This window comes from Neobacillus sp. plas4 (assembly GCF_057221695.1).
On record NZ_CM170152.1, the window covers coordinates 1,679,303 to 1,701,797 of the forward strand.

Below are 22,495 nucleotides of genomic sequence, written 5' to 3' on the forward strand. Positions count from 1 at the left end.
ATTATTTTTTTGGTGCAGGGAGGGGTTTATATGAATTTTGATGAATACCGTGGCGTTTGGATATTTATTGAACAAAATGGCGGTAAAATTGAAGGCGTTTCACTCGAGCTTCTGGGAGCAGGTCGAAAGCTTGCGGACAAATTAGAAGTTCCATTAGCCGGTTTTTTACTTGGGAGCGGAATCAAACCATTGGCTAATCAATTAATCGCTTATGGTGCAGATGAAGTATATCTTGTTGATCACCCGGTATTAAAAGATTATCGGACAGAATCGTACATGAAGGGTGTTATGCAGCTTGTTCCAAAATACAAGCCTGAGATCATTCTATACGGCGCAACTCCAAATGGAAAAGATTTAGCAAGTGCTGTAGCAACGGATTTAGTAACGGGTTTAACAGCTGATACAACGATGCTCGATGTTGATGTGAGTAACCGTTTGCTGGAGGCGAGCCGACCTGCATTTGGCGGTAATATTATGGCTACGATTCTCTGTAAAAAGCACCGGCCGCAAATGGCAACTGTAAGGCCAAAAGTAATGAAAGCCCTAGAGCCAGATACAGGAAGAACAGGTAGAATTATTGAAGAAAGCATTACGCTTAGAGAAGAAGATATGCGCACCAAAGTACTGCAAATTGTGAATGACGTAACAAAAAAGGCAAATTTAGCTGATGCACATGTGATTGTTTGTGGCGGTAAAGGAATGGGGGATGTTCAAAACTTCCAAATTCTTTATGAGCTTGCAGATACAATTGGAGCAACCGTTGGCGGTACCAGAGATGTGGTAGAAGCAGGCTGGCTGCCGCATGAGCTGCAAATCGGCCAGACAGGTGAAACTGTAACCCCAAAAATTTACTTTGCTATTGCTCTATCTGGCGCTATCCAGCACGTAGTGGGTATGAAAAATTCAGATTTAATCATCGCTATTAATAAGGATCCCAATGCACCAATTTTTGATGTAGCCACATACGGAATTGTAGGAGATGCATTGGAAATTGTACCTAAATTAATTCAGCAATTTAAACAGCAGCGAAATGAAAAAGGCGGTGAAGTGAGCTATGCCAGAAAAATTTGATGTGATTGTTGTTGGGGCAGGACCAGCAGGAACATCTTGTGCACTTGTTTGTGCCCAAAACGGTTTAAACGTGTTGCTAATTGAAAGAGGAGAATATCCTGGAAGTAAAAACGTAATGGGCGGAGTGTTATATCGAAAGCAAATGGAAGAGCTAATTCCTGAATTTTGGAAAGAAGCTCCACTCGAAAGGCCGGTAATAGAACAGCGTTTTTGGATGATGGATAAGGAATCCGTTGTTCAATTTGGTTACAAAGGTCTTGAATGGGGTGTTGAACCCTATAATAACTTTACTGTCCTAAGGGCGCAATTTGATCAATGGTTTGCCAAAAAAGCAGTTGAAGCAGGTGCGCTTCTGATAAATGAAACAGTTGTAACAGAGTGTATTGTTGAAAACGGAAAGGTTATAGGTATTCGGACTGACCGCCCAAACGGCGAAGTATATGCAGATGTAGTTGTTCTTGCAGATGGGGTAAACTCACTTCTCTCCAAACAGCTAGGTTTCCATAAAGAATTCCGGCCGGATGAGGTAGCCTTAACCGTTATGGAAGTTATAAATTTACCTAAAGAAAAAATTAATGATCGTTTTAATCTAGAGGATAATCAAGGATGTACGATTGAAATATTCGGTGATTCAACAAAAGGAAACCTAGGAACTGCATTTTTATATACGAATAAAGATAGTTTGAACATCGGAGTAGGCACCACTCTGTCTAGTATGATCAAATCAAAAATGAAGCCTTATGATCTTCTAGACTATTTAAAAACTCATCCTATGGTTAAACCGATGCTGGCTGGTGGTGAATCAGCTGAGTATCTAGCCCACTTAATTCCAGAGGGAGGTTATCGTTCGGTACCAAAAGTAGCTGGGAACGGTGTAGTGGTAGTTGGAGACGCTGCACAGCTAGTCAATGCGATTCATCGTGAAGGTTCAAACATGGCAATGCACTCTGGCCTGCTTGCTGCTGAAACGGTTATTGAGGCGAAGCACCGTGGAGACTTTTCGGAATCTGGTTTAAATCTTTACCGTCAAAAGCTTTATGATAGCTTCATAATCAAAGATTTAGAGAAATACAAAGACGCAACACATACGTTTGAGAATAATCCACAATATTTCAAAGAATATGTACCAATGATGAACAAAGCGATGAGCAAATTCTTCACCGTTGATGGAACTCCTAAGAGAGAGAAACAAAAGGAGATTATGAAGAGTGTAACAGCAGAAAGAGGAACGATTAAAGTTATACAAGATATTTATCGTGCTTGGAAGGCGGTGAAATAATGTCAACTAAGAATATCGAAGAAAAACAGTACCTTCTTCGTTTTAAAGCTGATACGAAGTCACATCTTACAGTTATGGACAACGATATTTGTATGACAAAATGCCCGGATAAGATTTGCACGATTTTCTGCCCTGCTGAAGTGTACAAATGGGAAGGATTACGGATGCAGGTCGGGTATGAAGGCTGCCACGAATGCGGCAGCTGCCGAATAGGCTGCCCGCATCAAAACATCAAGTGGGAATATCCAAAAGGCGGGCATGGAATAGTTTTTAGATTAGCATAAAGAAGTTGTGGTTACAAAAACGGTAAAATTAACTGAGTTTGATAGAACAGAGGCAGCACTTCACCGTTGAATCGGTTGTGCTGCCTTTTTTTGTAAAATTCTTTTGTTAGTTTAATTCTGAATAGTTGTGATATAATCCACTTAGTATTTGGTATTAATACCTGACATAAATTTAATTCAATTTTCCAAGTTAATGCCGAATTTTTACAATAATGGAGGATATAGATGTTAACAAATGATTTGGACTTTCGATTAGAGCCTAAACTAATAGAGTTATATGAAGAACATAAGAAGCGGTCTGAAAAAATAGATTGGGGTTATCATGATTTCTTACCGTGGGATAAGGGGAAAGATTTCAGGCGCGTCCCTTGGGATGAAAGTCAGGTCACACTGCCTCCAGCCATTATTACTGCTGTTGAAACAGCCCTTTTAACTGAAGTCAATCTGCCATGGTTTACCTCTCATTTAGATCAAACGTTTAAGGGATCATTAACAGTTATTAAAGATTTTGTCCATACTTGGACTTCAGAAGAAGATCAGCATTCTAACCTGCTTGAAACGTATCTATTACTCACGCGGAATGTGGATCCTAAGCGTCTTCATCAATTACACAAACAAACGGTTGAGAATGGCTGGAATCCTGATTATCATACACCTTTTGAAACCATGGTTTATACTTCATTACAAGAACTAGCGACCATGGTCTTTTACTATAACGTTGCTAAAACGGCTGGTCCGTATGATAAGGATTTAGCAAGTCTTCTTCGTCGGTTGGCGAAGGATGAAACGCTGCATTATGCCTTTTATCGGGATGTCATTAAATTTCATCTCCAATTAGAGCCTAATTACTGTTATCATTTAGGACATGTTATTAAGAACTTCCAAATGCCAGGAACAGTTATGCCTGATTTCGAAGATCGAATGGCAATTATTGCAAAAGAAGCAAACTATGGTCCATTGGAATATTTTGATCAAGTTTTAGATGTGATTGTGGATTATTGGGAGCTGGAAAAATTAAGACCGATTGCACCAGAAGCGGAAAAGGCTAGACTTGACATCCTAAACTATCATGCAAGGTTGAAAAGGGTTAGAGATCGTTTTTATAAGAATAAATAGGTAACTGTGTTTGATTTTTACTATATGTAGGTTTTTTCACAAGTGAGGGTAAAAAGAAGGTGAAGCAAAAGGGGATAATTTTTTTGTGGATTAAGATATTTTCTCTTCAAGGTTAAAGGCAGAAAGTTGATCTTGTTTACTCAGTGCAACGATAGAGCAAGCAATATCATGAGCACTGTCCATCGATTCCATGATTGGAGAACAATAAAATGGTTTCTTCCAGTTAAAATCACCATTGCAATTGGACGGGTAAACACTTACTTTCCAATGGAAGTATATTTTAGCCTGAGAGAGCTGGACTCCTTCAACTGCAATGAGCCAGTGAGTAGCAGGTGCACCAACCTCAAATGATTTAATTTCGTTAAGTGCTAGTAAATCATTAAAACCAATTGGGATTAAAGCCTTTTGATAAAAATCATGATAATTTGGGGTTTTCATTATTCTAGCCCTCCCTTTTATGTTCTAACTATATTATATGATAGTTTTCAAGATTATTTGAGTAAAAATGTTAAAACTTTTCGAAAATTTAACATTCGTTAAAAAGAGGATGGGCAATGCCCATCCTCTTTCTAACCTTCTTGATTCCACTTTCTGACTAATTCATCACTAGGAAGTAAGAATGCAAGTAAGCCTAGTAATGGCAAGAATCCAATCGAAGATACCATGGCGGACATACTAAATAAATCTGCAATATATCCAAGTCCCACTGAGCCGATAGCCCCCATTCCAAATGCCAGCCCCACGGTTAATCCTGACATAGTTCCAATTTTTCCAGGTACAAGCTCTTGTGCAAAAACGACTGTAACTGAAAAATTGGTCATTAAGATAAAACCTGTGAGCGTAAGAAAGATAAATGCAATAACTGATGGTACGAAGGGAATTAGTATGGAAAAAGGAATAGTCAGTAACATAGAGACAGAGATTAATTTTTTCTTTCCGAACCTGTCAGCTAGCGGGCCGCCAAAAAAGGTGCCAAATGCTCCGGCAATTAAAAAGGCAAATAAGAAAAATTGTGATTCCTTAATTGATAAAGAGTATTCTTCAATTGCAAAGAAAGCGTAAAAATTAGTCATACCCGAAATATACCATGATCGTGCAAAAATGAGCAGAAGAATTAATAATAGTGACTGTTTTACCTTTTTTGAAATACCACTGTTTTTTGTGGACATTGTATTTTTCTTTTTCAATAAAGGAATGTTTTCAATTAATCTATTTTTATACCAATTAGCGATATAGATTAATAACAAAACTGCGATTGCTGCAACAATGGTAAACCAAGAAGCACCTCTTTGGCCAAGGGGAACAAGAATAAGTGCTGTGATAAGAGGTGCCAGCGCCTGCCCTGTATTCCCGCCTACTTGATAAATAGATTGTGCCAAACCTCTGCGGTTTCCTGCAGCCATATAGGCTACCCTTGATCCTTCGGGATGAAATACTGCGGAGCCAAGACCAATAAATATAACAGAGATCACAATTAAACCAAAGGAAGGAGCAAAAGCTAATCCAAGAACACCACATAGCGTTAATGAAAGTCCAATGGGCAAAGCAAAAGGCATTGGTTTCTTATCTGTAATGACTCCAACCACTGGCTGCAGTACAGAAGACACCATGTTTAAAGAAAATGCGATAATGCCTAGCTGGGTAAACGATAAACCCATAGATTTTTCTAAAATTGGAAACATGGCTGGGATAACTGCCTGAATGGAATCGTTGAGTAAATGACAAATCCCGATAATAAAAAGAATATTAAACATGGTCGAATCGGTAGTTTTCGGTGATTTTGCAGACACAGCAGCAGGTTGACTCATCATTACACCTCGTTTTTAAAATATAAATCTTTCAATAAACCTATCTTACATAATTTTTTAGTAAATGAGAACTGGATTGCTTTATCTCCATTTTTTATTATAATAAAGGTGAAAAGTGACATGGTCAAAGTAGGAATAGCTTTGTGAAATTGCCGAATCTTTAAGCTCAATTTTTGGAGCTAAATTGACAGGCTTTGAAAAATTTCTTATAATAATCTTGAAGTCGAGATAAATAGAAAAGTGTGAGCGCCTTGATCTTGTATAATGCAGTTCGATTTTTCTTTGGCGCTGGAGCTGGAAAATTTCAGATTTAATAAAAAAGGATGATTCGTATGGAAAATGATTCTGTATCACAATCGTTGAAGCTTTTTATTGTTCTATCAAGGGCTTTTAAAGCGATTAATGATCATGTGAATAAAGTTATTCAAGCAAGTGGATTAAACCCAACAGAATTTGCAGTATTAGAGCTTCTATATCACAAAGGTGATCAGCCTATGCAGCAAATTGGCGGCAAAATATTACTTGCTAGCGGCAGTATCACCTATGTGGTGGATAAGCTGGAACAAAAAGGGCTGTTAGTGAGAATCGCCTGCCCAAACGATAGAAGGGTAACATATGCCCAAATTACGGATAAAGGGAAAGAATTTATTCAAGAAATTTTCCCTGAGCATGCCCAGCAGATCCATTCACTGATGTCTAGTTTGACCGATTCTGAAAAACAGGATGCGATTGAACTATTAAAAAAACTTGGGTTGCCTGCAGGGAAATTTTAATACGGCATCTGCCGTATTTTTTTATTTAGGCTTATTTTTAAAATATGTTGTTAAAATCTTAAAGCCGATTTTAACGTGCAAACAGAAATTTTGCGCTTTAGATTTTAGTTTGCTGGCTCTTTTCTTATTAAATTTTGCTGTTTTCTCAGAATTTTATCAAAATCATTAAATTTTGTTGCAAAAAATTGCAAAGTTAAGAAAAGAGCCTTTACATAAAGGAATATTAATGGTTAGTGTTGAAAGAAATAGGTGGAAAAGTTTGATTTAAAGGGGATGTTTTGAATGAGATTTGAAGAGTATACATATACCCGTCCGAACCTTGACGAAGTAAAAGCTAGAATTGAATCAGCACTTCAAAAGTTTACAAGTGCACCTTCAGTAGAAGAACAAATCTTGGCAATGAACGAAGTGAATCAGGTAAGAAATGATATTGGAACGATGTTTAATCTGTGCTATATTCGCCATTCTGTTGATACAAACGATGAGTTTTATAAAACCGAACAGGATTATATGGATGAACTGCAGCCTGAAATAGAAGGGCTTGTGACGAAATATTATCAGGCTTTTGTAAATTCTAAATTCCGCAATGAATTGGAGATTAAATTTGGCAAACAATTATTCGCGCTTGCTGAAGGACAATTAAAGACCTTTAAACCTGAAATAGTACCTTTGCTTCAAAGGGAAAATCGATTGTCAACAGAGTATACAAAACTAATTGCTTCAGCAAAGATACCTTTCGAAGGGGAAGAAAGAACACTTGCACAATTAGAGCCCTTTACCCAATCTACAGACAGAGAAACTAGAAAACTGGCATCTGAGGCAAAGTTTGGCTTTTTTGCTGAGCATGAAGCAGAGCTTGACACAATCTATGATGACCTTGTTAAGGTGAGAACTGAAATTGCTCATACGTTAGGCTATAAAAACTTTGTTGAACTAGGTTATTATCGAATGATGAGAACTGACTATAATTCGGAAATGGTGGCAAACTTCCGTCAGCAGGTTAAGGACTTTATTGTTCCAATAGCGACCAAATTAAAAGCACGGCAGCAGGAACGTATTGGGGTTGAACAACTAAAATATTTTGATGAAGGATTTAACTATAAAACAGGTAATGCTGTACCAAAAGGGACCCCTGAATGGATTATTGAAAATGGTCAACAGATGTATGAAGAACTTTCTAAGGAAACAGGAGAGTTTTTCAAATTCATGCAAGATAACCACTTAATGGATCTTGTCGCGAAGAAGGGAAAAGCTGGCGGCGGCTATTGTACCTATATTGAAAACTACAAAGCACCATTTATTTTTTCTAATTTCAATGGAACCTCCGGGGATATTGATGTGCTGACACATGAGGCAGGGCATGCATTCCAGGTTTATTCAAGCAGGAATTTTGAAATCCCTGAATATTATTGGCCAACATATGAGGCGTGTGAGATTCATTCGATGAGTATGGAATTTTTCACTTGGCCATGGATGCAGCTTTTCTTTAAGGAAGATACCGATAAATATAAATTCTCACATTTGAGTGATGCTTTATTATTTCTACCATATGGAGTTTCCGTTGATGAATTCCAGCATTGGGTGTATGAAAATTACGAAGCAACCCCTAAAGAGCGGAAGCAGCAGTGGAGAGAAATAGAGAAAAAGTACTTGCCTCATAAAGAATATGACGGGAATACGTATTTAGAGAATGGCGGATTCTGGCAGCGCCAAGGCCACATCTTCAATTCACCATTCTATTATATTGATTATACGTTAGCTCAAATCTGTGCCTTCCAATTCTGGAAGCGTTCTAGAGAAAACCAAGAAGAGGCATGGGACGATTATGTAAGTCTTTGTAAGCTTGGCGGCAGCATGTCATTTACAAAGCTGGTGAAAGAAGCGAATTTAATTTCTCCTTTTGAGGATGGCTGTGTACAATCTGTTGTTGGTGAAATTGAAGCCTGGTTAAATTCAGTTGAAGATCAGAAGTTATAATCATAAAGAAAAGCGAAGCTAAGCGGCTTCGCTTTTTTCATTCATTATCATACGTTGGCAGTCTCTGTTGTTATTACCTTCAAAACATTGTCTTCTAAGATTGCTGATAATCGATTTGCGTCTGGCTGCTCCAGTATAAAGTCCGCAATCTTATCTTCTAATTGCTCTTGAATCACTCTGCGGAGCGGACGTGCTCCAAAAGCTGGATGATAGCCTAACTCAGCCAGTTTCTCTTTTGCATCTAGGTGAATCGTAAATTCGAGATTTTGTTCTTTTAAGGTTTCTTGTAGATCAATCACCATTAACTCTACAATTTGCATGATATGTTCTTTTTCAAGTGTGTTAAATTCAATAATACTATCAAAACGGTTTAAAAACTCTGGCTTGAAAAAGCTGCCCAAAGAATCTAGGATAGAAGCTTCTTCGATTGCTTCATTTGTCCCGAAGCCAACATGAATGGTTTTGTGTCCTACCCCGGCATTGCTTGTCATAATGATAACAGAATCCTTAAAGCTTACTGTTCTTCCTTGACTGTCTGTAAGACGTCCATCCTCAAGAATCTGTAAAAACATATGCTGCACATCAGGATGCGCTTTTTCAATTTCATCCAATAATATAATGCAATATGGATTTCTGCGGACCTTTTCAGTCAGTTGTCCTGCTTCGTCATGACCAACATATCCTGGTGGTGATCCAATTAATTTTGAAACACTGTGTTTTTCCATATATTCACTCATATCAAGGCGAATCATTGACTCAGTTGAACCAAACAGTTCTTCTGCAAGTGTTTTTGTAAGCTCGGTTTTACCGACCCCAGTTGGACCGACAAATAGGAATGATCCTATCGGACGATTCTTTGGTTTTAAGCCAGCGCGGCTTCGACGTATAGCCTTAGCGACCTTCTCGACAGCTTTCTTCTGACCAATAACTTTTTTAGCTAAGTTCTCTTCTAAGTGCTTAAGTTTATGCTGCTCATCCTCTTGTAATTTACCAACAGGTATACCAGTCTTTTGTTCAATAATCTCTTGAATATGTGAAATATCTACAACGGGTCTGTTGGTTTCTGAAGATTCATTTAAGGATTTTTCAAGCTCAGTTTCTTCATCCCGAAGTGCTGCTGCAAGCTCATAATTTTCGGCTTTAAGTGCACTGTCTTTTTGAATTGTGATTTCCTTTAAACGGTTCTTCACCTGTTCGACGCTATTTCCATCTGAAGTAAGATTTAATTTAGATCCAGCCTCGTCTAGTAAGTCAATCGCCTTATCAGGTAAGAATCGATCCTGGATATAGCGGTGTGACAACTGTACACATGCTTTAATCGCAGCTTCAGAATAGGTTACTTCATGATAATCCTCATATTTATTCTTAATTCCTGTTAGGATTTCAATGGCCTCTTCAGGTGTAGGTTCTGCTACTTGAACAGGCTGGAATCGACGTTCTAGTGCCGAATCTTTTTCGATTTGACGGTACTCTTTCAGAGTTGTTGCACCGACAAGTTGAAGTTCACCGCGTGCAAGTGCTGGTTTTAATATATTTCCTGCATCCATAGAACCTTCAGCAGAACCTGCTCCAACTAGGAGATGTATTTCGTCAATGAAAAGAATGATATTTTTACGATCTTGTAATTCTGCTATCAGCTGCTTCATTCTTTCTTCAAACTGCCCGCGTATACCTGTGTTCGCGACCAAGGAAGCAACATCTAGTAAATAAACTTCTTTATTTCTTAATTTACCAGGTACCTTTCCTTCAACAATTTTCATCGCTAGGCCTTCAGCGATAGCGGTTTTCCCGACACCTGGTTCACCAATTAAGACCGGATTGTTTTTATTACGACGATTTAATATTTCAACGACTCTTTTAACCTCTTCATTACGGCCAATCACAGGATCAATGAGACCAGCTTTGGCCAATTGAGTTAAATTTCGTCCAAATTGATCAATAAAACCTCCCATTCCATTCAGACCATTTTGTGGAGAGGGTGCCTGGCCATTAAAATGGTTATTTTCAGTGCCCTTCATATTAAAAAATAAATCATTAAATGGAAAACCAGAAAAGGAGTTCATCTTTGGATCCATTCCTGAATGAATAGTGTTTTTATTGTTTGTATAACATTTATGGCACAGCTTCATATTGCTGTGTTGTCCATTAATATTTAAATTTAGTTGAACATTAGCCTGGTTTTCTTTACACAATTGACACAGCATCATATAAAACCTCCTAATTATATTTATTTGACTTTGACTATATTTGACCTTATGAACATAGTATACTTTGACCTTCTTTGACTTTCAAGTCGTATGCCTATGGTAATTTTTTCTGTTGCAAAAAGGCTCGTAATTAAAAAAAGCTCGTCTTTGTTTGTCCCCTTGCTCATATATTGTATTTGAGGGGGAGATGAGTTGAAAAAGAATTGGTCAGCAGCTTTTCAAATCGCCGCAGTTTACGTGGGTACAGTTGTGGGTGCGGGATTTGCTACAGGAAGAGAGATTGTTGAGTTTTTCTCACGATTTGGCTTCATTGGGTTTTTGAGCATATTACTGAGCGGCTATCTCCTTATTGTATTAGGTTCAAAGTTGATGAGAATTGCTGCTCAAATAAATGCAGTATCGTACCAGGAATTTAATGTACACTTGTTTGGGAAATGGGCAGGCAGGGGTATTAATATAATTATGCTATTTATGCTTCTTGGAGTATGTGCCGTTATGCTTGCTGGTGCCGGAGCAGTATTTGAAGAGCAATTAGGACTATCGAAGAATTTAGGCGTTTTTATCACGATAATTTTATCCTTTTTAGTAATGCTAGTAGGTACAAAGGGTATATTTGCAGTTAATTCATTTGTTGTTCCTATAATGGTTTGTTTTAGTCTAATGCTAATGGTACTTTCCATTAAACAGCAAGATTTTATTCATCACTTATTATTTATTCCTTATGCTGAGGATGGATGGAAAAGTATACTAGCACCATTTTCATATACAGCATTAAATCTTGCGTTAGCACAAGCTGTCTTAGTTCCGATTGCAAATGAAATTAAGGATGATTGGACGATTAAATGGGGAGGAATATTAGGTGGGGCCGCTTTAACACTTATCTTAATATCAAGCCATTTAACCTTAATCATGCTTCCAAATCTAGAGATTTATGAGATACCGATGGCAATTATTATGAAGCAAGTAGCACCTTTTTTTTATTGGATATTTGTCCTAGTGATTTATGGTGAAATTTTCACATCTGTCATTGGAAACGTATTTGGACTTGACCGACAGTTAAAACAATTCGTTACGGTCCCTACTACTATTACCATATCAGCCATTTTCATCGTTTCTTATATCATAAGCCTAGTTAACTATAGTAAACTATTGTCTAATCTGTATCCATTGTTTGGCTATATTAGTCTTATCTTTTTCGTCCTCTTATGGATGAAGCCATTAAATAATAAAAAAACACCATAAATAGAAAAAGCATCGTCCAATTTATAGACTGATGCTTTTTCTATTTTAATGGCAGTATAATAAAAATCATGATGTCAAAAACAATATGGGAAACAATCACCAGGGGCATACTTTTTTTCCACAAATATAGTGCACCCCACATAAGGCCGGAAAGGAATGCTGCCAGCATTAAAGTAAAGGTTCCTGAATAAATATGGACTGAGGCATAGAGAAGGGCCCCAAAAACAATACTTACAAATGGACGAAAAAAACGCAGGAGTCTCTTCTGAACGAATCCTCGCCAAAAAAGTTCTTCACCAGGTGCTGCCACTAAAATGAGTGCAAGATATTGCCAAAATAATGATGGCGCGAACCAACGGTAGAGCTTCTTAATGCTTTTTTCAAATGGCAGATTTAAGAGGTCGAAACCTTGTACACCCAGCCAGAATATAAAATAGAGAAGGATTCCAGAAAAAGCACCTATAGAAATATATACAAAAAATGACGCTTGATCTTCAACATCTTCTTGGAACATCGCAAAAGTGATTAAAACCAGAAGAGAACCTGTAAAGATATACCAGAATATCGCTCTATCGTAGAAAGTAAAATACATAAGAGCATGGGCAAGAACGTACCCAATAATAAGCCTCAAGTCAAAGAAGCGATTCTTCATTTATTAATAAGCTCCTTTCTAACTGTCTAGCTCCAGCGCCCAGCGGCTAGTGTACTTCGCCCTTTTCCCTACGATAAGTCAACATCGGATCACTCCGTTCTCCGTGTTTCCTTTATCTCAGTCAAAGTGCTCCAGTCCATACGCCGCTAAACGGTCGCTTCTGCTTTTCTTGCAATAGAACTTATTTTAGCAAAAATGATTTATGAAAGGAAATGTTTACAATCCAATTTTGATCGATTTTTATCATAATTCAAAAGAAAATCGAAAAAAATAGTAATGAGAAAGGAAGGAGGATAATAAATGAGTAAATCCCAAAGTCAGCATGAACGTGAATGGACCGTTCGTAAACAAGACCAAAACCCGCACGGAAAAGTAAAATCATTTAAACAGCTTTCAAAAGAAGCTGGTAAAGGAAGATAAATTTTAAATAGGAATAATAAGAAAAGGCAGCAAATCGCTGCCTTTTCTATGAAGCTATTAATTTAATAAGCGCTTTCTTTTACAATTTTATAATTTTTATGGTTAACTACAGTCCGCTGATCCAATTCCAAATCTCGATAATTATCCATTAAAGTTAGATCGACAATTACAGAATTTTCATTTACCTTTTCCACTATCCCTTTTAGCCCGCCGCGGAATTCGATGATATTCCCTACTTCAGCTTTTCTCAATTATCCCTCTCTCCTTTACTTGACAAACTATATATATTCATTTATCTAACAGTTTGCACTACTTTTTATGATTCGTAAAGGATTTTATTTGACAATTTTGTTAATTTCTTAAAAATTTAAAAGAAAAATGGAATCGGTTACAAAAGAGTTCAATGTTTGACTACGATATAGGTTATTATAAAATATGAATAAGGTGGTGCAGAAGTATGAATGATCAATTTGTTATAGATGTTTTAGAAAAATTAAAATCTGGCGAGCTAACAGAGTTTTATGTAAAAAAGGAAGATTTTATGATATTTCGTGAAGTCCTGGTCAAAAGAGAGGACTTTAAACATTTTCGGGGTATTGGTCAACGTGGCGGGGATGTACTGTATCAATACCTAGAAGAACCTAGAAGCTAAATTTGATCATATAAAAAGTGGTTTCAAATGGTGGATCCTATTAAAATGCCAAATGTCAATTTTTTAATGGTTATTGGTTGTCTGTAAAGAATGGAAATGTTATCCTAGCAATTGTATGATTTCAATAATAAAATGAGGCTCTAGCTTACATACTTCCTATCCTTTTGGAGAAAATATAACAATTAGTTCAGTAGTATTGACCTGACTAGATCTGTTATTTATGTAATTAGCCAGCACCATTTTATATTTTTTTACTATATGAGAAGGAGTTTGATTTAACATGGCAGAAAAACAATTTAAAGTAACAGCTGATACTGGAATTCACGCTAGACCCGCAACTTTACTCGTACAAACGGCAAGCAGATTTGATTCAGAAATCAATTTAGAATATAAAGGAAAAAAAGTTAACTTAAAATCAATTATGGGCGTTATGTCATTAGGTATTGGAAAAGGTGCAGATATTTCAATCACTGCGGATGGAAGTGACAGTGAAGAAGCTCTTAGAAGTCTAGAAGAATTATTGAACAAAGAAGGATTGGCTGAGTAATGACATTACTACAGGGGATTGCTGCTTCAAATGGCATTGCCATAGCAAAGGCATATCGGTTAGTTGAACCAGATTTATCCTTTAAGAAACACTCAGTAGAAGACATAACATCTGAGGTAAATCGTTATAAGGCAGCAATTGAGAAAACTAAAGTAGAATTGGAAGCCATTCGAGATCGTGCCCAAATCGAGTTAGGTGCAGATAAAGCTGCTATCTTTGAAGCACATTTACTGGTTCTGACTGACCCAGAATTAAACGGTCCGATTGAAGATAAGATTAAGTCCGAAAATGTGAATGCAGAAGCTGCATTAAAGGAAACTGCAGACATGTTTGTAATGATGTTCGAGCAAATGGAAAATGAGTATATGAAAGAGCGTGCAGCAGATATTCGAGATGTTACAAAACGGGTACTCTCACATTTACTAGGTGTTCATTTAGTAAATCCAAGTATGATTGCTGAAGAAGTAATTATTGTGGCAGAGGATTTAACTCCTTCTGACACAGCCCAATTAAACCGTCAATACGTTTTAGGTTTTACGACTGACATTGGTGGACGTACTTCCCATTCTGCTATCATGGCTCGATCTATGGAAATTCCCGCGGTAGTAGGTACAAAAACGGCAACAGAAGAAATTAAAAATGGTGATTTAGTTATTGTCGATGGTCTAAAAGGTGAAGTACATATTAACCCTGCTCCTGAACTAGTGGAGGAATACCGTACCATCCATCAACAATATGAAGCTCAAAAGATGGAATGGGCAAAGCTAGTGAATGAAAAAACGATATCTGCAGACGGCCATCAAGTTGAATTGGCAGCTAATATTGGTACACCCAATGATTTAAAGGGAGTAGTGGAAAACGGCGGTGAAGGCGTAGGTCTATACCGAACTGAATTTCTTTATATGGGAAGAGATCAGCTTCCTACCGAGGAAGAACAATTTGAAGCTTACAAAGCGGTATTAGAAGGTATGAAGGGGAAGCCGGTTGTTGTTCGTACATTAGACATCGGCGGTGATAAAGAGCTTCCGTATCTTCAATTACCAAAAGAACTTAATCCATTTTTAGGTTTCCGAGCAATTCGTTTATGTTTAGAAGAACAGGATATTTTCCGTACCCAGCTTAAGGCGCTTCTAAGAGCAAGCAGTTACGGAAATCTAAAGATTATGTTTCCAATGATTGCAACATTGGATGAATTCCGTGAAGCAAAGAGTATTCTTGATGATGAAAAACAAAAACTTATTGCCTCCGGGCAAAAGGTCTCAGATAATATTGAACTGGGAATAATGGTCGAAATCCCATCAACAGCAGTTCTAGCTGACCAATTTGCAAAAGAAGTTGATTTCTTTAGTATTGGCACAAATGATTTAATTCAATATACTATGGCTGCAGATCGGATGAATCAGCGTGTTTCCTATCTGTACCAGCCGTATAGCCCATCGATTCTTCGATTGGTGAAGATGGTTATTGATGCTGCACATGCTGAAGGAAAATGGGCAGGTATGTGTGGTGAAATGGCTGGAGACGAAACGGCGATTCCTCTTCTTCTTGGTCTTGGATTAGACGAATTTTCAATGAGCGCAACATCGATTTTAAAAGCACGTTCCCAAATTAAGAAGTTGAGCAAAGCCGAAATGGAGAACCTAGCCAAGCAAGTTTTAAATATGCAAACAACTGATCAAGTAATTGAAGCCGTGAACGCTGCTACAAAATAAGATTATTTAGAGAGACAGGACAATCTGTCTCTTTTTTATAGGAAATTTTTAGTATAATAGTAATAGACAGATTAAAGGGGGATGTAAGGATGGATTTGAATCTTAGCGGGAAAACAGCACTTGTAATAGCTTCGAGCCAAGGTTTGGGATTTGCTATTGCTCAAACGTTGGTAAAAGAAGGAACCAATGTAATGATTTCAGGACGTGATGAGGAAAAACTCAATAAGAAGGCGGCTGAACTTGAATCAATTGGCAAAGGAAAGGTTGCTTTCCAAAGAACAGATATAACAAATACGGAAGATATTAAACGTCTCGTAGCAAACACCATCGAAGTATTTGGAAATCTTCATTTACTTGTCAATAATGCAGGCGGCCCGCCAGCAGGGACTTTTGAAGACTTGACAGATGATGATTGGCAGAACTCATTTGAACTAAATTTATTATCCTATGTGCGTATTATTCGTGAGGCATTACCTTTTTTAAAACAGCAAGGAGGAAAAATTCTTAATATCGCTTCTTCTTCGATTAAAGAGCCTATACCAGGGTTAATCCTTTCCAATACCTTTCGTACAGGAATTGTTGGTCTCTCCAAGACATTAGCTTCTGAATTAGCTCAGTATAATATCCTAATTAATACAATTGCACCTGGACGAATTGCAACAGATCGTGTTAAGCATTTAGATCAAATAAATGCAGATAAACAGGGGATCGATCTCGAAACAGTTGAATTGACCATGAAAGCAGGCATTCCTCTTAAGAGATATGGAACTCCGGAAGAATTTGCGAATGTTGCAGCCTTCCTCCTTTCTGATGCCAATACTTATATGACCGGAAGTTCGTTTTTAGTTGATGGGGGCATGATTAAAGCGATTTAACCTCTCTGTTATTCTTCACTGATCGACCTCATTTTACGTTTATTACCAATAATTTATGGTTAAGGTAAAAACATAAAGGAGTGTTTAAAGATGCGGAGAAGTATAAAAATGGTGTTTTTGTTGATCAGTATTCTAGTAATAGGAACCACGATTGCAGGATGCGGGCTTCCGCTTTCTAAAGAATTAATTGTAAACCGTTACGCGGATGCCTTATTAACAAAAAACAATGAACTTCAATTTCGATTTAGGATTAATAATGAAATTTTAGATAGACAAGAATTATATAAAGTCAAAGTAACGATTCACGATGATCAATTAGCTGCGGCAATAGGTAAACGTGAAATCATCTATGGTGAGGATCAGGTTTTAAATGGAGAATATTTAGAAGTAAAGGGAAAAAGTGAAAAATATATTTTCATGGATCCGCTTCCTTTAAAAGAGGACTTACACATTCATGAATTGCAGCAAATGATTGAAAAAAATAATGCAGTTTCAATCGAAATATACAATAATCAAGAAGTTTTTGGCCGTGTTTTCTTAACAAATTTTTCGTCAGAGCTTTAGAATATAGTTTATTACGATTTTATCTAGGAGAAACTATATTTGTGCATAAATTTGGAGATTGAGCACGAGAACCGGAAAGTACTTAGTTCCGGTTTTTTTACGTTATCAATTATATAATTAAGACGAGAAAATAAAAGAGTGGGGGATTGATGCATTTGTTTACAACAGAAAATACAGTGGTTGGATTTATTGGTACCGGTGTTATGGGAAAAAGTATGGCAGGACATTTATTATCAGCTGGTTTTCAACTAATCGTATATTCAAGGACCAAGGAAAAAGCAGGAGAGCTAGTAGAAAAAGGCGCTGTTTGGGTGGATACACCAAAGGAAATGGCTCAAAAAGCTGATGTTATCTTTACTATGGTTGGCTATCCAACTGATGTAGAGGAGATTTATTTAGGAGAAAATGGACTTGTAAAGAATGGTAAGGCAGGAAACTTTTTGATCGATATGACGACCTCAGCACCATCTCTCGCGTTGAAAATATATAAAGCTGCTAAGGAAAAAGGCATTCATACGATTGATGCCCCTGTTTCTGGAGGTGATGTAGGTGCAAAGGAAGCGAAGCTGTCGATCATGGTTGGTGGACATGAAGAAGATTTTGAAGCAATAAAGCCATTACTAAACCTGCTCGGAACTAATATCGTATATCAAGGAACAGCCGGCGCAGGACAGCACACAAAAATGTGCAATCAAATTGCGATTGCCTCAAACATGATAGGTGTCTGTGAGGCCATCATTTATGCTGAAAAGGCAGGGTTAAACCCTGAAGCTGTATTAAAAAGTATTACAACCGGAGCTGCCGGAAGCTGGTCCTTAAGTAACCTCGCTCCACGTATGCTAAACGGAAATTTTGAACCAGGATTTTACATAAAACACTTTATTAAGGATATGAAAATTGCTTTAGATGAAGCCCAGCAAATGGAAATGAAGGTTCCAGGTCTAGCACTGGCAAAATCACTTTATAGCCAGCTCGCCGAAAAGGGCGAAGAAAATAGTGGAACCCAGGCTCTTTATAAATATTGGAAGTCTTAATACCACTCGTATAAATTCCTCCAGCTATCAAAAACTAGGATAGAAGTAAAATTAGGAGGAATCTTGATGGCTAAACGAACAAAAAAGAATGACCCGCAGCAAAAAAATAAAAAGGGATTTGACTCTGCAGTCTTAAATGAAGAATTTGCTCATGAGATGGGCTCTGCAGCAACTAATAAAATCCATAAGGATAAAGCAAAAAAAGAAAAAGCATCTAAAAATAACGGCCAATATAAAGGATAATAAAGATGAAAAACCCTCACTTTAGGAGTGAGGGTTTTTATTTTTTAGGTATTGTTCCATTCGGTCTAACCCTTTTTCTAAAGTTTCTAGTGAACAGGCAAAGGATAGTCGAAAGTAACCTTCACCATATTCTGAGAAGGCACTCCCAGGAACCACAGCTACCTTTGCTTGATGAACCATTTCAAGTGCAAAGTCAAAACTATTTAATGGATTTGAAACTGGTACTTTTACAAAGAAATAAAAGGCCCCATCCGGTTTGACTACATTTAGACCCATCGCGGTTAAACGGTTATAAACATAGTCACGTCTTTTGCTATATTCCTTCTTCATTGGAAGTGCATCATCAATTCCTTCTGTTAAGGCAGCTAAAGCTGCTTTCTGAGCAATTGAGTTTGCACAGGATACATTGTATTGATGAACCTTTAACACGTGCTTGGTGATGTATTCAGGTGCAAATAAGAAGCCAATACGCCAGCCAGTCATCGCATGAGATTTTGATAAACCATTAATGACAATCGTTTTTTCTTTTAGAAAAGAAGCAATTGAAGTATGGGGCTGATCATAGACTAACTCGCTGTAAATTTCATCAGCAAGTACAAAAATATCTCGGTCCCGCAGATAATCTGCAATTTCTTTTAACTCGACATCTGTTAGACTTACCCCGGTTGGATTAGAAGGATAAGGGAGCACAATACAGCGAGTTTTATCGGTAATATAAGTTTTTATCATTTCTAAATTAAATCGGAATTGATTATTCCTTATATCGACATGAATCGGAACTGCGCCACACATAGTAATGATAGGTTCATATCCAGGATAAATTGGTCCAGGCAGGATAACCTCTGAGCCTTCCGTAAGGATCGTTCTAAAGGCAATATCAATTGCTTCACTTGCCCCCATTGTTACGATTACTTCAGACTCTGGTTGATAGGTAAGGTCATATTTCTTGGCAACGAAATTACAAGCAGCCATTCGAAGCTCGATGATACCAGCGTTATGAGTATAAGAAGTGAAATTTTCCTCTATAGCAAGGAGTCCAGCCTTCTTAACATGTTCGGGTGTTTGGAAATCTGGCTGCCCAATCGTTAATGAAATAACATCGTCAATGTGTGAAACCATATTATAAAATTTCCTTATCCCTGATACCTCTATATTTTGAACCTTGTTATTAATTAAATGCTCCACCCTTTGTTCATCCTTCCGTTGCTTTCATGAATACTCTGATTTATAGAATAATTATTAATTAATGGCAAGCATGCCTAGAAACAAAGTAAAAAAACAGCGTGGTCTATGTCTAGTGAAAGAGTTTAAAATTATTTTCACAAAACTGTAGCAAAAATCTTACAAAGATATACGTAAAAGAAGCCGGATAACCTGGTTTCTTTACGTATATCTTTCTCCTAGCTTTTTAAAAATTGGTTTTTGATATGGTCGGTTTTTCCGTGGATTGGAGGGCGGTGGTTCCACTTCTGTTATCCCGGTGTATGTTTGTAATATGGTTTTTGCTTGGGTAAGCGAAAGCGAGGTTCTGGGATTTCTAACACTGCCGTCCAATTTCCCTAAATGGGGAAGCTCTGTAAAATCTGTCTTTGAAGGTGGTATATGAAAAGTATAAAGACCACATTCGACGAGAACATCAGATTGCTGTTTACTATTGCGAGGATTTTCAGAAAAATGAAGTCCTATTTTCTTTGCTTTTCCATCTTCTATTAGTTTCTTTAATGTTTCATGCTTTAATTTGTATAAGAATTTGGGGTTTGGAGCGGTCTTAGCATGGCGATTAACAATAAAGAGAGCTTGTGAGAGGTGATCAATGGTTAGCATTTCTTTTGTATAGGGGTGTTTTCTAACATAAGTCAAAATATGTTCTCCTTCCTAGCTTACGTTTCGTAAAGCCAAGTTTGATATCAGGTCATTCTTTTATTATTATTTAATTGTAAAACAGAAATTCAAGAATGTAAAAACATTATTGTGGAAAATAAAGACTTATATCCACCAAATTAAAAAATCCCTATCCAACATGGTAAAGGGATAATTTTTAATCTGTTTTTGCTGAGACCAATGTAAATACAGTTATTTCGGGCTTTGCCATGAAACGAAAAGGAAGCCGGGTAGTTCCAATTCCTCGATTTACATACAAGGATAAAGGATTACTGGTACCAATTGAATAAAAACCTTCGGGATAATTTTTTGCAAAAGGGGGAATAACGAGTGCACCGATAAAAGGTATTTTTACCTGACCCCCATGACTGTGACCGCTTAACTGCCAATGGATTTGATAAGTGGAGGCTTCATCTGCAATATCCGGTGCATGAGATAATAAAAGTTTAAACGAATCCTCTGTTACCTGCTTCATAGCTAGTGACAAATCAGGTTTCCCCAACATCTGATCATCTATACCTAGCAGTGAAATGAAGCTTCCATCATTTTGTTTGATCCTAAGGGATTCATTTAGTAAAACAGTAAAGTTCGATAGTTCCATTAGATTTTTATAGATTTCAGAACCATAACCACCGTGGTCATGATTTCCGTAAATACAATATTTCCCCATATTCGCCTTTAGCTGCTGTAAAATAGGAGCTACTTTATTAATTTCCTTATATTTATTAGGCTCGTCCAATAAGTCGCCAGTAAAAATAATTATGTCAGGCTGTAAATGATTAATTTTTTTAACCAAATTTTTTAGTTGGTTCAAATTATAATGAAAACCTAAATGAGTATCGCTAAATTGGACAATTTTAATCCCATTAAAACTATTGGGTATTAAAGAATGTTTAATCTCCAATTTATTTATTTCAAGAAGTGAAGGTTCGATTCGTTTTGCATAAAAGTAACCGCCTGAACCAAGACCGAGAACGGTGAGAAATGTGCCAAATATGCGTTTCAGGAAGGTTCTCCTTTTCAATTTTTGGGGCATAATGAATTACCAACCTATCTCCATTGTTTTCTCTTTATTAAAAACGAGTCAACTTGTATTTTCTTTAATAATGGTCAATTTTGCAAGTAATATGTCGGAAAATCCTGCAGCAAAAAAGATCTACATTAGTTCATATTCAAAAATGTCAAAAAAATTCATAAAAGCAGCCTTTTGGCTGCTTCCTAATTTTTATGTGTCTAGCTCCAGCGCCTAGGGGCTCGGTGTCATTAGTTTTCTATCGATAACTAATTGCACGGCTTTGCAATGCTTTCCAGGATTCAATAAATTGATCTATTCCTACTCTTACTTGTTTTTTTCCAGACAGAGGGTCATTTAAATATACATAGTTTGCATTATACCCTACAAGTACAACAGCATGCAGGTCAAGTGGTGTTTTTATTACTTGCTGCCCATGATTCCATTGCTCCCAACGATCTGGTAAGCGATAATCTCCTGTAGTCCAAACCACTACGGGATAACCAGCAGAAACATGGTCCAGTACTTTTTCAAATGGCTGATTTGTTAAATTTACAGCACTGCCTGGCAGCTTTTGGTTGACGAGAGCTTCCATCGGTTTATCAAAGACCGCATAACCCGCCTGTTTACCCGTCATCTCTCCAACGAACCCTTCATCTGGGTTTCCCCAACTTATTATATCCCCGTTTGGAGCCCTAGTGATGGGGTCAGGATCTTTTTTAATCGAGCGATATAGCTCCATTTTGTCAGTTTTCACACCTGCATGATTTAATACCATCGCCAGGCTTGTTACTTCGCATCCATATCTTAACTCAGGCAGCTGATTAATTAATACAACATCCAGCAACACAGATTCCTTTTTGGCTGGCTTTTGGTTTACTTCTGTAGTGGAGCTGGATGGGTTTGCGGTTTTCTTAATAGCAGGACTCGGTACTTGCTCGTATATTTGTGTATAGTTCTGTTTATCAGCATGCGGTGTAACACTCTCATCCGTATTGTTCCATCCAAACAGTGGAAGAATGGAAACCAATAGGTAAAGTTTTTTCAAACGGAATCCCTCCATTTCAAATGGACTTGGTATTTATCCTTTGAATGTTTGAATAGGTCTATAATGGTATCATTTTGGAAAAGAACAAGTTATCCGAG

The 22,495-nt window shown here is 37.3% G+C and carries 24 protein-coding genes; 15 read left to right on the forward strand and 9 right to left on the reverse strand.

Features of this window, described 5'->3' with window-relative positions:
• Positions 1–30: 30 nt before the first annotated feature.
• The 4 genes from AC2TFD_RS08430 (at position 31) to AC2TFD_RS08445 (ending at position 3,750) form a co-directional block, all read left to right on the forward strand.
• Complete coding sequence (locus tag AC2TFD_RS08430) at positions 31–1,071, forward strand: electron transfer flavoprotein subunit alpha/FixB family protein (RefSeq protein WP_335516750.1); 1,041 nt, start codon at positions 31–33, stop codon at positions 1,069–1,071.
• The gene (locus tag AC2TFD_RS08435) at positions 1,055–2,350 is read left to right on the forward strand and encodes an FAD-dependent oxidoreductase (RefSeq protein ID WP_335516753.1); all 1,296 of its coding nucleotides are present in this window, start codon (positions 1,055–1,057) and stop codon (positions 2,348–2,350) included. Before AC2TFD_RS08430 ends, AC2TFD_RS08435 begins: the two co-directional genes overlap by 17 nt.
• Complete coding sequence (locus tag AC2TFD_RS08440) at positions 2,350–2,634, forward strand: 4Fe-4S dicluster domain-containing protein (RefSeq protein ID WP_132085730.1); 285 nt, start codon at positions 2,350–2,352, stop codon at positions 2,632–2,634. Before AC2TFD_RS08435 ends, AC2TFD_RS08440 begins: the two co-directional genes overlap by 1 nt.
• 225 nt (positions 2,635–2,859) lie before the next feature.
• Positions 2,860–3,750, forward strand: a complete 891-nt coding sequence (locus AC2TFD_RS08445; RefSeq protein WP_335516756.1) for an acyl-ACP desaturase — start codon at positions 2,860–2,862, stop codon at positions 3,748–3,750.
• Between the two features lie 90 nt (positions 3,751–3,840).
• Here the strand turns inward: AC2TFD_RS08445 and AC2TFD_RS08450 are convergent, their stop codons facing one another.
• On the reverse strand, positions 3,841–4,188 hold the full coding sequence (locus tag AC2TFD_RS08450; RefSeq protein WP_484675431.1) for a hypothetical protein: 348 nt from the start codon (positions 4,186–4,188) through the stop codon (positions 3,841–3,843).
• A 131-nt stretch (positions 4,189–4,319) separates the two neighbouring features.
• Complete coding sequence (locus AC2TFD_RS08455; protein ID WP_484675432.1) at positions 4,320–5,558, reverse strand: MFS transporter; 1,239 nt, start codon at positions 5,556–5,558, stop codon at positions 4,320–4,322.
• 332 nt (positions 5,559–5,890) lie between these two features.
• Here AC2TFD_RS08455 and AC2TFD_RS08460 point away from each other — a divergent pair, with 332 nt between their 5' ends.
• Together AC2TFD_RS08460 and AC2TFD_RS08465 are read left to right on the forward strand one after the other, a co-directional pair.
• Positions 5,891–6,331, forward strand: coding sequence for a MarR family winged helix-turn-helix transcriptional regulator (locus AC2TFD_RS08460; RefSeq protein WP_484675433.1), 441 nt, complete (start codon positions 5,891–5,893; stop codon positions 6,329–6,331).
• A 282-nt stretch (positions 6,332–6,613) separates the two neighbouring features.
• The gene (locus AC2TFD_RS08465; protein ID WP_484675434.1) at positions 6,614–8,308 is read left to right on the forward strand and encodes a M3 family oligoendopeptidase; all 1,695 of its coding nucleotides are present in this window, start codon (positions 6,614–6,616) and stop codon (positions 8,306–8,308) included.
• Positions 8,309–8,355: 47 nt separating this feature from the next.
• Here the strand turns inward: AC2TFD_RS08465 and AC2TFD_RS08470 are convergent, their stop codons facing one another.
• Positions 8,356–10,512 carry an ATP-dependent Clp protease ATP-binding subunit gene (locus AC2TFD_RS08470; RefSeq protein ID WP_335567523.1) on the reverse strand — a complete coding sequence of 719 codons (2,157 nt, stop codon included), beginning with the start codon at positions 10,510–10,512 and terminating at the stop codon, positions 8,356–8,358.
• Positions 10,513–10,707: 195 nt separating this feature from the next.
• Here AC2TFD_RS08470 and AC2TFD_RS08475 point away from each other — a divergent pair, with 195 nt between their 5' ends.
• Positions 10,708–11,757 (forward strand): YkvI family membrane protein, encoded by a 1,050-nt coding sequence (locus AC2TFD_RS08475; protein ID WP_335567522.1) that lies wholly within the window; start codon positions 10,708–10,710, stop codon positions 11,755–11,757.
• A gap of 40 nt (positions 11,758–11,797) precedes the next feature.
• Here AC2TFD_RS08475 and AC2TFD_RS08480 read toward each other — a convergent pair whose 3' ends face one another.
• Positions 11,798–12,409 carry a CPBP family intramembrane glutamic endopeptidase gene (locus tag AC2TFD_RS08480; RefSeq protein WP_335515871.1) on the reverse strand — a complete coding sequence of 204 codons (612 nt, stop codon included), beginning with the start codon at positions 12,407–12,409 and terminating at the stop codon, positions 11,798–11,800.
• Between the two features lie 300 nt (positions 12,410–12,709).
• On the opposite strand from AC2TFD_RS08480, the gene AC2TFD_RS08485 reads away from it, so the two are divergent.
• Entirely contained in the window at positions 12,710–12,829 is a 120-nt protein-coding gene (locus AC2TFD_RS08485) for a DUF6254 family protein (RefSeq protein ID WP_310192387.1), read from the forward strand.
• Between the two features lie 62 nt (positions 12,830–12,891).
• On the opposite strand, the gene AC2TFD_RS08490 is transcribed toward AC2TFD_RS08485, so the two are convergent.
• Complete coding sequence (locus AC2TFD_RS08490; RefSeq protein ID WP_335515877.1) at positions 12,892–13,080, reverse strand: YkvS family protein; 189 nt, start codon at positions 13,078–13,080, stop codon at positions 12,892–12,894.
• Positions 13,081–13,286: 206 nt separating this feature from the next.
• Here AC2TFD_RS08490 and AC2TFD_RS08495 point away from each other — a divergent pair, with 206 nt between their 5' ends.
• The 7 genes from AC2TFD_RS08495 to AC2TFD_RS08525 all read left to right on the forward strand — a co-directional run bounded on the left by AC2TFD_RS08495 (position 13,287) and on the right by AC2TFD_RS08525 (position 18,456).
• A complete protein-coding gene (locus AC2TFD_RS08495) occupies positions 13,287–13,481 on the forward strand; it encodes a hypothetical protein (RefSeq protein WP_335518834.1) in 195 nt (64 codons plus the stop codon).
• Positions 13,482–13,761: 280 nt separating this feature from the next.
• Positions 13,762–14,028 carry a phosphocarrier protein HPr gene (locus AC2TFD_RS08500; protein ID WP_335567521.1) on the forward strand — a complete coding sequence of 89 codons (267 nt, stop codon included), beginning with the start codon at positions 13,762–13,764 and terminating at the stop codon, positions 14,026–14,028.
• Positions 14,028–15,740 (forward strand): phosphoenolpyruvate--protein phosphotransferase, encoded by a 1,713-nt coding sequence (gene ptsP / locus AC2TFD_RS08505; protein ID WP_335567520.1) that lies wholly within the window; start codon positions 14,028–14,030, stop codon positions 15,738–15,740. The genes AC2TFD_RS08500 and ptsP overlap by 1 nt, the downstream gene beginning before the upstream one ends.
• A gap of 89 nt (positions 15,741–15,829) precedes the next feature.
• A complete protein-coding gene (locus tag AC2TFD_RS08510; RefSeq protein WP_335518838.1) occupies positions 15,830–16,615 on the forward strand; it encodes an SDR family oxidoreductase in 786 nt (261 codons plus the stop codon).
• A gap of 90 nt (positions 16,616–16,705) precedes the next feature.
• Positions 16,706–17,179, forward strand: a complete 474-nt coding sequence (locus AC2TFD_RS08515; RefSeq protein ID WP_335518840.1) for a hypothetical protein — start codon at positions 16,706–16,708, stop codon at positions 17,177–17,179.
• 155 nt (positions 17,180–17,334) lie between these two features.
• The gene (locus AC2TFD_RS08520) at positions 17,335–18,213 is read left to right on the forward strand and encodes an NAD(P)-dependent oxidoreductase (protein WP_484675435.1); all 879 of its coding nucleotides are present in this window, start codon (positions 17,335–17,337) and stop codon (positions 18,211–18,213) included.
• A gap of 66 nt (positions 18,214–18,279) precedes the next feature.
• On the forward strand, positions 18,280–18,456 hold the full coding sequence (locus AC2TFD_RS08525; RefSeq protein ID WP_335518845.1) for a hypothetical protein: 177 nt from the start codon (positions 18,280–18,282) through the stop codon (positions 18,454–18,456).
• Positions 18,457–18,477: 21 nt separating this feature from the next.
• Here the strand turns inward: AC2TFD_RS08525 and AC2TFD_RS08530 are convergent, their stop codons facing one another.
• The 4 genes from AC2TFD_RS08530 to AC2TFD_RS08545 all read right to left on the reverse strand — a co-directional run bounded on the left by AC2TFD_RS08530 (position 18,478) and on the right by AC2TFD_RS08545 (position 22,397).
• Positions 18,478–19,641, reverse strand: a complete 1,164-nt coding sequence (locus AC2TFD_RS08530) for an aminotransferase A (RefSeq protein ID WP_335567519.1) — start codon at positions 19,639–19,641, stop codon at positions 18,478–18,480.
• Between the two features lie 198 nt (positions 19,642–19,839).
• Complete coding sequence (locus AC2TFD_RS08535; RefSeq protein ID WP_335567579.1) at positions 19,840–20,280, reverse strand: YkyB family protein; 441 nt, start codon at positions 20,278–20,280, stop codon at positions 19,840–19,842.
• A 214-nt stretch (positions 20,281–20,494) separates the two neighbouring features.
• Positions 20,495–21,373, reverse strand: a complete 879-nt coding sequence (locus tag AC2TFD_RS08540; protein ID WP_484675436.1) for a metallophosphoesterase — start codon at positions 21,371–21,373, stop codon at positions 20,495–20,497.
• A gap of 235 nt (positions 21,374–21,608) precedes the next feature.
• Positions 21,609–22,397 (reverse strand): C39 family peptidase, encoded by a 789-nt coding sequence (locus AC2TFD_RS08545; RefSeq protein ID WP_335518853.1) that lies wholly within the window; start codon positions 22,395–22,397, stop codon positions 21,609–21,611.
• Positions 22,398–22,495 lie beyond the last annotated feature (98 nt).